General features: G+C 59.4%; 11 protein-coding genes. 6 read left to right on the top strand and 5 right to left on the bottom strand.

Annotated elements, in window-relative coordinates; all coding sequences use genetic code 11:
- Positions 1-6 precede the first annotated feature (6 nt).
- From IPK09_02100 to IPK09_02080, 5 genes are all read left to right on the top strand, one after another.
- Positions 7-663 (top strand): riboflavin synthase, encoded by a 657-nt coding sequence (locus tag IPK09_02100; GenBank protein MBK7982406.1) that lies wholly within the window; start codon positions 7-9, stop codon positions 661-663.
- A 2-nt stretch (positions 664-665) separates the two neighbouring features.
- Positions 666-1,769, top strand: a complete 1,104-nt coding sequence (gene ribB / locus IPK09_02095) for a 3,4-dihydroxy-2-butanone-4-phosphate synthase (GenBank protein MBK7982405.1) — start codon at positions 666-668, stop codon at positions 1,767-1,769.
- Between the two features lie 31 nt (positions 1,770-1,800).
- The gene (gene ribE, locus IPK09_02090; protein MBK7982404.1) at positions 1,801-2,280 is read left to right on the top strand and encodes a 6,7-dimethyl-8-ribityllumazine synthase; all 480 of its coding nucleotides are present in this window, start codon (positions 1,801-1,803) and stop codon (positions 2,278-2,280) included.
- A 26-nt stretch (positions 2,281-2,306) separates the two neighbouring features.
- Entirely contained in the window at positions 2,307-2,735 is a 429-nt protein-coding gene (gene nusB, locus IPK09_02085) for a transcription antitermination factor NusB (GenBank protein MBK7982403.1), read from the top strand.
- A 72-nt stretch (positions 2,736-2,807) separates the two neighbouring features.
- On the top strand, positions 2,808-3,491 hold the full coding sequence (locus IPK09_02080) for an MBL fold metallo-hydrolase (protein ID MBK7982402.1): 684 nt from the start codon (positions 2,808-2,810) through the stop codon (positions 3,489-3,491).
- Positions 3,492-3,550: 59 nt separating this feature from the next.
- Here IPK09_02080 and IPK09_02075 read toward each other — a convergent pair whose 3' ends face one another.
- Both IPK09_02075 and IPK09_02070 read right to left on the bottom strand, forming a co-directional pair.
- Positions 3,551-4,306, bottom strand: coding sequence for a hypothetical protein (locus IPK09_02075; protein ID MBK7982401.1), 756 nt, complete (start codon positions 4,304-4,306; stop codon positions 3,551-3,553).
- 178 nt (positions 4,307-4,484) lie between these two features.
- Positions 4,485-5,228, bottom strand: coding sequence for an alpha/beta fold hydrolase (locus tag IPK09_02070; GenBank protein ID MBK7982400.1), 744 nt, complete (start codon positions 5,226-5,228; stop codon positions 4,485-4,487).
- A gap of 66 nt (positions 5,229-5,294) precedes the next feature.
- On the opposite strand from IPK09_02070, the gene IPK09_02065 reads away from it, so the two are divergent.
- Positions 5,295-6,176: an alpha/beta hydrolase gene (locus IPK09_02065; protein MBK7982399.1), complete on the top strand. Its 882-nt coding sequence runs from the start codon at positions 5,295-5,297 to the stop codon at positions 6,174-6,176.
- Positions 6,177-6,189: 13 nt separating this feature from the next.
- On the opposite strand, the gene IPK09_02060 is transcribed toward IPK09_02065, so the two are convergent.
- The 3 genes from IPK09_02060 to IPK09_02050 form a co-directional block, all read right to left on the bottom strand.
- The gene (locus IPK09_02060; GenBank protein MBK7982398.1) at positions 6,190-8,097 is read right to left on the bottom strand and encodes a nitrate- and nitrite sensing domain-containing protein; all 1,908 of its coding nucleotides are present in this window, start codon (positions 8,095-8,097) and stop codon (positions 6,190-6,192) included.
- A gap of 177 nt (positions 8,098-8,274) precedes the next feature.
- Positions 8,275-9,189 carry a DMT family transporter gene (locus IPK09_02055; protein ID MBK7982397.1) on the bottom strand — a complete coding sequence of 305 codons (915 nt, stop codon included), beginning with the start codon at positions 9,187-9,189 and terminating at the stop codon, positions 8,275-8,277.
- A gap of 16 nt (positions 9,190-9,205) precedes the next feature.
- Positions 9,206-12,271, bottom strand: a complete 3,066-nt coding sequence (locus IPK09_02050; GenBank protein MBK7982396.1) for a response regulator — start codon at positions 12,269-12,271, stop codon at positions 9,206-9,208.
- Between the last annotated feature and the right edge of the window lies 1 nt (position 12,272).

Below are 12,272 nucleotides of genomic sequence, written 5' to 3'. Positions count from 1 at the left end.
CAGCTTATGTTCACCGGCATCATCACCGCTGTCGGCGCCATCACAGCCCTGCAACCACGGGGTGGCGACACCCGGCTGCGCGTCGCCACCGGCAAGCTCGACTTGAGCGACGTGCAGCTCGGCGACAGCATCGCCGTCAGCGGCGTCTGCCTGACCGCCGTCGAGTTGCCCGGCGACGGCTTCTGGGCCGACGCTTCGCGCGAGACGCTGGAACGCACCACGCTGGGCGCGGCCACCCCCGGTTTGACCGTCAATCTGGAAAAGGCGCTGACCCCGACGACCCGACTTGGCGGCCACCTGGTCAGCGGCCATGTCGATGGCATCGGCACGGTGACCGACTGGCGCTCCGACGGCCGTTCCTGGCGGTTGCGGGTTCAGGCCCCGGCGGCGCTGGCGCGCTATATCGCCGAAAAAGGTTCGATCTGCGTGGACGGGGTCAGCCTCACCGTCAACCGGGTCGATGGCGCCGCCTTCGAACTCAACATCGTCCCTCATACCTTGGCGGAAACCACGCTGGCCCATTTTGCGACGGGACGACGGGTCAATCTCGAAGTAGACTTGATCGCCCGCTATCTGGAGCGTCTGCTGCTGGGCGAGCGCGCCGCGCAACCCGACGGCGCGCTCACCGAGGCGCTCTTGCGCGAACACGGGTTTTGGAAATAACCATGGCTCTCAATACCATCGATGAAATTCTCGCCGATTTCCGGCAAGGCAAAATGGTCATCCTCATGGACGATGAGGGCCGGGAAAACGAAGGCGATCTACTGATGGCGGCCTCCATGGTCCGACCCGAAGACATCAATTTCATGGCCCGTTACGGGCGCGGTTTGATCTGTCTGGCGCTGACCCGCGAACGCTGCCAACAGCTGCACTTGCCATTGATGGTGCACGACAACTCAGCGCCCTTTTCGACCAACTTCACCGTCTCCATCGAGGCGGCCCAAGGCGTCACCACCGGCATTTCCGCCTACGACCGCGCCCATACCATCCGCACCGCCGTGCGCCCCGACGCCAAACCCGAAAACCTGGTGCAACCCGGCCATATCTTCCCGCTGATGGCCCAACCCGGCGGCGTGCTCACCCGCGCCGGCCACACCGAGGCCGGCTGCGATCTGGGGCGGCTGGCCGATCTGGAACCGGCGGCGGTGCTGGTCGAAATCCTCAACGACGATGGCACCATGGCCCGGCGGCCCGATCTGGAACGCTTCGCCCAACAACATGCTTTGAAAATCGGCACCATCGCCGACCTGATCCGTTACCGGATGCAGAATGAAAAGACGGTCGAACGGGTTGCCGATGCGGTCATGAATACCGAATTTGGTCTGTTCCAGGTGCTGACCTATCAGGACCTGATCAGCCGCCAGGTGCATTTCGCGCTGGTCAAGGGCGACATCAAACCCGACCGGCCGGCGCTGGTGCGCGTCCACGTCCAACACGTGTTGAGCGACCTGCTGACCTTGCGCCTGCCCGATAGCGGCTGGCCGCTGCGCGCCGCCCTGGAGCGCGTGGCCCAAGAGCCGCCGGGCGTGCTGGTGTTTCTGAGCCGGCCCGAAGATCCGGCCGCCTTGATCCGACGGATGCGCGGCTATCAGTTCGAGACCAGCGAGACGCCGCGCGCCACCGAACAATCGGTCGAATTGCGCACCTACGGGATCGGCGCTCAAATCCTGCTCGATATCGGCGTGCGGCAAATGCGGGTGTTGAGCGCTCCCAAACGCATCACCGGCTTGTCCGGCTTCAGCCTGGAAGTCGTGGAATACGTCTCCTAACCCGGTTCTCTGCCTTATCACGGAATGCCTCATGACCGACCTCACCACCATCGAAGGCGATTTCACGCCGCTCCCGGACGCCCGCATCGCGCTGGTCGCGGCGCGCTTCAACAGTTTCATCGTGCGCGGCTTGATCGACGGCGCGGCCGACACCCTGCGCCGTCACGGCGTGCCGGAAACCAGCATCGACCTGATCTGGACCCCTGGCTCGTTCGAATTGCCGCTGGCCGCGCAACGCTTGGCCACCAGCGAACGCTACGACGGCATCGTCGCTCTCGGCGCGGTCATCCGAGGCGGCACGCCGCATTTCGAATACGTCGCGGGCGAATGCACCAAAGGGCTGGCCAGCGTTTCGCTGCGCTACGATATTCCCATCGGTTTCGGCGTACTGACCGTGGACACTATCGATCAAGCCGTGGAACGGGCCGGCACCAAGGCCGGAAACAAAGGCGCCGAGGCGGCCCTGTCGGTCTTGGAAATGGTCAGCTTGCTGCGGCGCTTGAAAGCCTGACCATGCGCCAGCCCAACCGCAAAAATCTGCCGGGCAAGCGCGCCTGGGCGCGGCGCTGCGCCGCGCAGGCCCTGTATCAGTGGCAATTGACCGATCAGGAACCGTCCAGGATCGCGTCCCAGTTTCTGGCCGATCAGGATTTGGGGAAGGCCGATCCTGACTATTTCCGGGAATTGCTCTGGCAGATTCCCGCGCGCGTGGCGGAGATCGACGCCGTACTGACGCCTTACCTGGATCGACCCATCACGCAAATCGATCCGGTGGAATGCGCCATTTTGCGCATCGGCGGTTACGAATTGCTCGCCCACCCAGACCTCAGCTCTCGCATTATCCTCAATGAAGCGGTCGAACTGGCTAAAGTGTTCGGCGCGGAGCAAGGCCATCGCTTCGTCAACGGCGTGCTCGATAAAGTAGCCCGCACCGTGCGCTCGGCCGAGTTCGCCGCCCCTTCCTAAAAAATTGCCGCTGCGGCGACATCACCCAAGACCGAACCCACCAAGAACGCCCAGTCGAGGACGCCCGCCCGGATGTCGAAACCCATCACGATCACCCGCGAAATTTTTCAGGTGGGCGGTTACGGTCTGACCGCTCCTGAAGACGCCGCCATCTACCTGATCCATTTCGACGGTCACGCCGCGCTGGTCGATGCCGGCACCGGACGCGGTCAGGCGCAATTGCTCGACCAGATCAAAAAAACCGGAGTGCGGCCCGAGCACATCGATTTTCTATTGCTGACACACTGTCATTACGATCACACGGGGGGCGCGTTCGGCTTGCGCGAGAAACTGGGTTGTCCGGTCATCGCCCACCAACTGGATGCGGATTTTCTGGAGCGCGGCGACCACGAGGTGACCGCGGCCAGCTGGTATGGCGTCAAGCTTCAGCCATGTCCGGTGGACCGTCGCTTGAGCGAAGCACGGCAACATTTGCCGTTGGGCGAGCGCGCCATCACCGCTTTGCACATCCCCGGCCATTCCCCAGGTTCGCTGGCCTTTCTGGTCGAGTCAGAACGCCAAACCGTGCTGTTCGCCCAAGATGTCCATGGCCCCTTGGACGCTCGGCTGCTTTCGAACCGAGCTGATTATCTCGCTTCGTTGAACCAGATGCTGGCCCTGGAAGCCGATATTCTTTGCGAAGGACATTACGGGATCTTTCGCGGCAAAGAGGCGGTTGCGGATTTTATCCGTTCGTTTCTCGATACCGGCCCTTGAGGGCGGCAGGAATCTTTTAAGAATCAATGACCATGACGCCAAACGGAGCTGGGGTTGAGCTACGAATACCGAACTCTGGCGCGCATTACCAAGGCGGCCACCGCGATAAAGCCAAACGCCAAGGGCCAAGTGATATCGATGGGATGGCCCGTACCATAGTCGCCTTGTATGGATAGATAATTATAAACAAGGTCGCCCAGATAATAAAAAATCAAGCCTATCAAGATAAGCCACCAAGGACGAGCGGTAGGGCCGGTCAAGATAGAGACGACCATCATCGTGCCCGCCAAAAGCAAAGGATCGCCCAAGACATACGCGAGCGTCGCTACATAAGAAGCTAGCGAATCCGAGTCTTTAAGTTTGGTTAAATTGAATTGGACCGATAGCGAAAAAGCGACCAAAAAGAAAAAAGCACCACCGACTTTGCCAAATATAGGAATTTTAAAACTAAACGTTCGCTTAAAAAAAATAAGTCCCACCAGCATGAACGGAACTAATAACAGATAGCCAATATCCGAATACCACGGAAACGGTGTTTCCTGCCCTTCATGAAATAATGGATAGACCGCATACAGAATCGCGCCGATTCCCCAACACAATACCCCTGTTCCTAAAAACTTGAGTATCTTATTCATGGAATCTATTCTTGGAAATGCACTGGCGGCGTGATAGCAGAAAAAGGCCGCCGTGAAAGGAGCTACTATTTGCGCGATCAGGGAATAATTGAAACGAAGTTGCTGGTCAACGCCTAAAACGAAAAATACCACTATCGGCGCGCACAAGGCGAGCCAAACCAGCGCTATCGCGGCTGCCATTTTAAAAACCTCCTATTCTGAAAATTATTGTAATAAAAAATGCTTTATAAAGGAAAAACCGATTTGTCGTATTTCGCACTCTACCGACATTACATTAAATATAATTAATAAATTGTTCCTTTTTAGAAACATTATCTAAAATAATGCTTCAATTGTACAGCGTTATTTAGGGTCGGCCTCAGCGTTCCCGCCGTTGCAGGAATTTCGTCACCTCCAAGGCGAAGCCTCTGGCCCGCCAAGTACCAGTCGCCGTAACGTGCGTGGTGTAAGGCATCACCCACAGCCCGCAATTGGGGATCGCGCCAAACATTTCCAGAATCTGCTCCAGCGGCGCCACCGGATCGCGGTCGCCGACCACCAGCAAGGTCGGCTGAAAGATGTTTTCCAGCAGTTCCAGCTCGTAGGCGTGATCGGTGGTCGCCGGGTCCAGCGCTTCGGACACGCGACCGATCACGTCCTGCCAGGCATCCGCCCCCCCTTGTGGCTTATGGATGTCGCTCAACCATTTGTTCATGCCGACATCACGCCAATAATCGGGATTCGCCATGTTGCGGGTGCCGGAGAACGTTTTCCGATCCTTGCGGTAGCCGACCCGATACAGCACCAGCTTGCGGACTCGCTGCGGGTGATAGAGGGTCAGCCACAGCGCTACCGCTCCGCCCAGAGAGGAGCCTACCAGATGCGCCTGCGGTAACCACAGCTCATCCAGCAGTTCCAGCACGGCGCGGCCCATGTCGGCGACCGCCAGCCGTTCGGCCACCATCGGGCTGCCGCCGTGGCCGAGATGATCGGGCGCGATCACCCGGAAATGACGGGCGAACAAAGGCATTTGCGGCTGCCACTCCTCTCCGCTCATCCCGCCGCTGTGCAGTAGAACCAGCGGTTCGCCCTTACCGCTCTCGATGTAATGCAGTTTGGCCATGTCTGGATTCTCAACGCTGGAAGATGGGTGTGAGAATTATAGCTAGCCTCTCGCGCTTGCCGGATAATGGCTCGACCACCATCAGGAGCTTGTCGTATGGCCATGACCTCCCACCATTATCGCGCCCTCGGCCCTCACGGCTTCCATCGGGTTCACTACACCGAATGGGGCAACCCCGCAAATTCCAGGGTATTGTTCTGCGTGCATGGCTTGACTCGCACCGGCCGCGATTTCGACTTTCTCGCCGCCGCGCTGGAACGAGACTATCGGGTAATCTGTCCGGACGTGGTGGGGCGCGGCAGGAGCGATTGGTTGCAGGATAAGGCCGATTACACCTATCCGGTCTATGTCAACGACATGGCCACGCTGCTGGCGCGGACCGACGCCGAGCGGGTCGATTGGGTCGGCACTTCGATGGGAGGGCTGATCGGGATGTTTCTGGCCAGTTATCCGGGAACGCCCATTCACAAACTGCTGGTCAACGATGTCGGCCCCCGCATCCCCGCCGCCGGCCTGAAACGGATCGCCGATTATGTCGGGCGGGTGGTCACTTTCGACAGCATCGACGACATGGACCGCGCGCTGCGCATTTTTTCCGCCGTGTTCGGCAAACTGACCGACGCGCAATGGCGGCACATGATCGTCCACAGCGCCCGCCAACTGGACGATGGCCGCTATACCACCGACTATGACCCCGGCATCGCCGACATTTTCAAAACGATGGAGTTGCAAGATATCGACCTGTGGTCGGTCTGGGACGCCATCCGCTGTCCGACCTTGGTGCTGCGCGGCGCGCAGTCGGACGTGCTGGATCATGCCGACGCCGTGACCATGACCGAGCGCGGCCCGCGGGCCAAGTTAATCGAGTTTCCCGGCATGGGCCATGCGCCGGCGCTGATGTCCGACGATCAGATCGCGGTGGTGCGCGATTGGCTGTTGGCGGACTGAACCGTGCTTGCGGCTAGCGCCCGAGCGATTCGAGCTTGAAAAAGCCCATCAACTGGCGCAGCTTGGCCGCTTGCTCGTCCATCGACTGGCTGGCGGCCGCCGTTTGTTCCACCAGCGCCGCGTTCTGCTGGGTGACTTGATCCAATTGCAAGATCGCTCGGTTGACTTGATCGATGCCGCCGGCCTGCTCTTGGCTGGTCGTCGCGATTTCGGCGACAAGGCCGCTGACTTCCTTGACCGATGCCAAAATCTCTTGCAGGGTTTTACCGGACGCATCGACCAGTTTCCTGCCCTCCCGCACTTTCCCCGTGCTGTCCTGGATCAACCCCTTGATTTCTCGGGCCGCATCAGCGCTGCGCTGAGCGAGTTTCCTCACCTCGCCCGCCACCACCGTAAAGCCCCGGCCTTGTTCTCCGGCGCGGGCCGCTTCGACGGCGGCGTTCAGCGCCAGCAGATTGGTCTGGAAGGCGATCTCATCGATCAAGCCGATGATGTCGGCGATCCGGCGACTGCTGGCGTCGATCGAACGCATGGCGGCAATCGCCTGTGCCACCACTTGACCGCCTTGCTCGGTTTGAGCCCGCGCCGCCGCCGCCAGCCGGTTAGCCTGTCCGGCGTGCTCGGCGCTGTTCTGAGCCGTACCGCTCAGCTCTTCCATGCTCGACGCCGTTTTTTCCAAAGCCGCTGCCTGTTCTTCGGTACGCTGGCTCAGATCGGCGTTCCCTTGCCTGATTTCGGCTGCCGCCGCACTGACCGTATCAGTTGCGGTAAAGACCTCACCGACCGTTTTTCGCAAGCTCCCTTGCATGGTTTGCATGGCGCGCAGCAATTGACCGATTTCATCGTGAAACCGATTTTCAAAGGTGCTGGCCAAATCGCCGCCCGCAATTTGATCGGCGACCTGGACTACTTGGTCGAGCGGCCGCTTGATCGCTCTTATCGAAACGAACGCGAATAACAAGGCGATCACCACCAAAGCAAGCGCCAGCAGCAGAGCGAGCCTGGCTTGATTGCGCAACTGTTCGGCCCGAACCATCAGATCGGCGGCCAGCCGATCTTCCACCTTCTTCAACAGGTCGATCTTGCCGGTTTGCATCGCAAACCAGTGGCGGGCCTCAACCCCCTCGATCTCGCCCGTTGCCTTATCGAAGGCGATTTGGCGGAGCCGGGCGGCCTCATCGATGAACGGACCGACCATGATCGTTTGGTAAAACGCTTTCTGATCGGCGTCCGCCAGCGACCGGAACAGTCCCAGATAAGCGTCCTGAACGGCGACGATGCCGCTGAATTGGTTGAACATCCCCGCGGCGAAGCCGTGACGCGCAAAGGTGTTGTTGAGAACGGCCCGCTCGATGCCAGCTTTTTCCTTGCTTTGTAGGAAGGCCAAATAAGCGGTCGCCGCGATGGCGATTTCGCTGTTGCTGGTTCCTTTGACGATATGAGCGATCAGATTCAGGAAATCGGCATTCAGGTTTGAATAGTAATCGATGGCTTTTTTCGGTTCTATTGCCAGCGCGCCGATCGCCTTGCGCAGGTTTTCGAGTTGATCGAGCGGCTCCAAAACGGCCTTTAACGCCGTGTTAAATTCACCGCCAAATTTCTCGATAGCGACGGTTTGCAGGGACTGTTTGAGTTCTACTATTCGCTGGTCAGTACTGGCGCGCTGCTCCCGTAGTTCGCTGCCGAACTGCGCTCCTTTACTCCCCAGCAGGCCGGCTGACATGCCGCGTTCTTTTTGCAGCTCGTGCACTAAGTGGCTGACCTTAACGGAAACTCCCGTTAACTCCTGAACGGCGGCTATTTCTCGGGTCAGCCGCCATTTATCGATGACCACCGTTGTCGCAAAAGCCAGCATAAACAGCAGCGGCACCAGCAGCATGATCGAAAGACGGTATTTTTTTACTTTTTCAAACAAGGACATAATCCATTCTCCACCACGTCTTGCGCACTTCAGCGCCGCCCGATCAGCCATTGCTCTCAATCAAAGCAGGCACTCCATTTTTCCAGGGTATTTTGGAACTTTATTGTAACATTTGCTACAACTTGCTACAAATTGTTCTGCCTCAAGTCAGGTCTTGACGGGCATTCGTCAAAATCTTTAAGGTGCTTTCGAGCGCCCCAGCATAGTGGCTAGCCAGATACCCGAGCCGATCAGCGCGATCCCGGCGGCGTGAAACGCATAGAGCCGTTCTCCCAGAAAGATCATGGATAACACGGCGCCGAAGGCCGGCATCAGGTGCAGAAACTGGCCGGTGCGGTTGGCCCCCAGCTCCGCCACGGCCCGATTCCAGAAGATATACGCGAGGATCGAGGGCAACAGCGCGAGATAGAGAACGGTCCCCACGGTCGCGGCGTTGAGGGCGACGGTGCGACCCCGCGACAGATCCCAAGCGTAGAGCGGCCCGAGAATGAGCGTGCCGAACACCATGGTCGCGGCCTGAAAATTCAGCGGCTTGAGTTCGGCGGGCCGCCAGCGCAAGCAGACCGAATACAGCGCCCAACTCAACACCGCCGCCAGCACCCATAGGTCACCGTGATTGACCTGACGCGCCAATAAGGCGTTGAGATCGCCCCGCCCGACGATCACCGACACCCCGATCAGCGAAATCAGGATTCCCGACGTTTGCCAGATCGTAACGGTTTGGCGCAGCAGCACAAACGAAAATCCCACGATCAACACCGGCGTTATCGACAACACGATCAAGGCGTTGGTGGCGGTGGTTTCCTGGAGGCCGATGTAGACGAACGTGTTGAAATTGACCACGCCGAGCACGCTGAGCAGCAGCAGGATGGGCCAATTCCGGCGCAGTAGCGGCCCCTGCTCGCGCAACGAAGACCCAACAAACGGCAATAGGATCACCAAGGCCACCGCCCAGCGCCAAAACGACAGCGTGAACGGGGTAAACACGGTATGTACCGCCCGGCCCAGCACAAAATTGCCAGACCAGAACAGCGTGGTCAGCACCAGCAGCAGATACGGCGAGGGATGCCAAGCGCGTCGCGGGTCGAGCATGGCCGGAATCCGCCGCCTAGCGGGTTGCCAGCCAGCGTTTCAGCAGCCGCTTGATCTCTTCGAGCTGAAACGGTTTTATCAGATAATCATCCATTCCTGTTTCCAAACATTTCTCGCGGTCGCCGGGCATGGCGTGAGCGGTCAAGGCGATGATCGGCAGTCGCGTTCGCTGCTCGGCCTGTTCCCATTGTCGAATCATCCGGGTCGCTTCATAGCCATCCATCTCCGGCATCTGGCAATCCATCAGCACGAGATCGTAGGCTTTATCTTCCAAAGCCTGCAAGGCTTTTCGACCGTTCTCGGCCACATCGACCTTCAAACCCATCTGCAACAGAATTTCTTTCCCGATCAACTGATTGACCACGTTATCCTCGACCAGCAAAACCCCTTTGCCTCGGAGTGGACGCTCGCTGTCGACGCTGCTGGATGCTTCAGTCGCCGGGATAGACCCCGCCGAGTCCTCTTCCGGCTCGACGCCCGACAACCGGGCCAGCAGATCGTGTAATTCCAAACGGCGCACCGGTTTGGACAACCATCCGTCGATGGTCACTTGCGGTTCCAACGCCTCCTCCTCACCCAGCACGATCAATTGCACCGCCTGCAATACCGGCTCGGCGCGAATGGCCCGCGCCAGCGCCAGACCGTCCATCACCGGCATCCGCCGATCCAACAGCACCAGCTGATACGGCTGCCCCGCCGTCAACCCCTGGCGCAGTTCGCGCCAAGCAGTGACGCCATCTTGCGCCACTGTCGGCCGCATTCCCCACGCTTGCAAGGTTTCCGACAGCGCTTGACAGGTGGCGGCGCTATCATCCACCACCAACACGCGCCGGTCCGACCACGGCGGCGGTTCGAGTTTGGACCGAGCGGTCGAGGCGGTCTCCAGCTTCACGACAAACGAAAATTCCGAACCCTGCTCGGGAGCGCTTTGCACGGTCAAGGTGCTGTCCATCAAGGCGACCAGCTGTCGGGAAATGGTCAGACCTAGCCCGGTGCCGCCGTACTTGCGGGTGGTGCTGCCATCGGCTTGAACGAATGGATCGAAAATATGAGCCTGCTGCGCCGCCGTCATACCGATGCCGGTATCCCGCACCCTGAAACACAATCCTGCTTCTCCGGCGGGTTCGACCCACAACACGACTTCGCCCCACTCGGTAAATTTAAGGGCGTTACCCAACAAATTAGCCAACACTTGATGCAGCCGGATCGGATCGCCGCAGACATGGCGCGGCGTCCCGGCGGCGATCACGCACACCAACTCCAACCCCTTGTGCTGGGCCTCTCCGGCGAGCAGCCCCGTCACATCCTCCAGGTGTTGCTGTAAATCAAACTCGATTCGCTCCAGGCTCAACCGACCCGACTCCAGTTTGGACACATCCAAAATATCGTTGATGACGCCCAGCAGGTTCTTGGCCGAACTCTGGGCCGTCTTCAGATAGCGGTGCTGTCCGGCGTCCAGCGGCGTTCTTTGCAAGAGATTGAGCATACCGAGCACCCCGTTCATGGGCGTTCGAATTTCATGACTCATGTTCGCCAAAAACATGGATTTGATCTGACTGGCCCGGTCCGCCAGCTCTCTGGCGGTATGCAGTTCGCTCTCGTGGCGGTCGAGCACCCGTCCGGTCCAATAAGCGATCAGCCCCGCCAGTAATAAACCGCCGCCGCAAACCCAGATCAGCGCCCAACGCTGCGCTTGCTGGCGGGTGACGAGCGCCGCTTGCAACCCCTCGGTCTCCGCTTGCACCCGACTGACCAAGGTATCGATTTGATCGGTCACCGCCTTGGCGATGCGCCGGCTGTCCGTCAACAGCCGTTGGATCTGCTCCTTCAAATTCAAGACCGCCTGCCGGGTCGCAAAAACCCCCTGTTCCCCTTCACCAAATCCGCTCACCCGTTTTTCAACAGCGGCGACATTATCGGCGAGAACCGGGTTGCGGCCCGCCAGCTCGCTGCTCCGAAAGATTTCGGCGGCGATTCGAAAACTCTCACGGGAACGCTTGAAACGATCCTGCAATTGCATCAAATTGTTGGCATCATTGGCTTCGGTCGCCGTCGCCAGCACGGCGAACAACAAATTACCTTCGCTGCGGATATCGAGCGCGTAACCCAGATCGCGGAGGATATGCTCGATCAAGCTCACCATCACCGTCTGCATCCGATCCAGGGTGGATCGGAGATGCTGGCTCAGATCGGGTCGCGCTGATTCCAGGTAACGCCCGAGCGCGCTTTCAAACTCCCCCGTCCGCTTTTCGCGCTCGGGAAACGGTGGTTGCTGCTCGAAAAATAGTTTGGCCGCCGCGGCTAGTCCCCTAAAGTCCTGATCTTGGTCAGCGCCTTGAAGCAGTTCCAAGCGGTCGAAGGTTTCACGTATCGACCCGCTCGACGGCCGCCCTGAAAAGGCGTCACCTTGACTCGGCCCGCGGCTCTCGATGAGATGGCGGCCGATCGCTCGATGCAGTTCGACAGCGGCCAAAATCTGCTGTAAATGCGACTCTTCCACCTCTCGAATGATCGCCACTTGTTGGCGCATGGCGCGCTTGGCCAGCAATTGATTGAGGGAGGTGACCCCGTAAACGATCGGGCTTACGGTATCGTTGAGGTCGTTGTGGGCTTTGCCGATCTCGGCCAGCAGCGCTTTTTGTCGGTCATCGAGCGTGATGCGATCGGCGTTGGTCGCCTTGAGGGTTTGCAGGGTGATCGCCAGAAAGGCCACCCGTTCGCGCACTATGGCGATCACGTTCGGATCGACGCGCCTCTGCAAGCGCGTGATGTGGCGGCTGATCTCGCCGATAAGCTCGTCCAGTTGGCGAGCTCGTTGCTGCAATTGATCCTGATCGCCGGCGCTGGCCAGTGTCGGGGCCAGCGCGACCAGCAGCGCGCTGCGCTCCGACAACCGCAAGGCGGCCAGGGTCTCGGGCAAAATTTCTTGGGTCGTGCGCTCCACCGCCCGACCCAGTTGATCCGACGTGTAAAACGCCAAACCGACCGCGACGATCAGGATGATCGCAATACCGCCAAACGCCAGATAGAGCGCGGTCCTAAAGCGACTCCGATCGGCTTCGATCCGGCCGGTGCTCCGCATT

This window comes from Candidatus Competibacteraceae bacterium, from assembly GCA_016713505.1.
In the GTDB taxonomy this organism is placed as follows: Bacteria; Pseudomonadota; Gammaproteobacteria; order Competibacterales; family Competibacteraceae; genus Competibacter_A.
The sequence above is the reverse complement of the archived record's forward strand: the minus strand, read 5'-3'. Positions and strand labels throughout refer to the sequence as shown.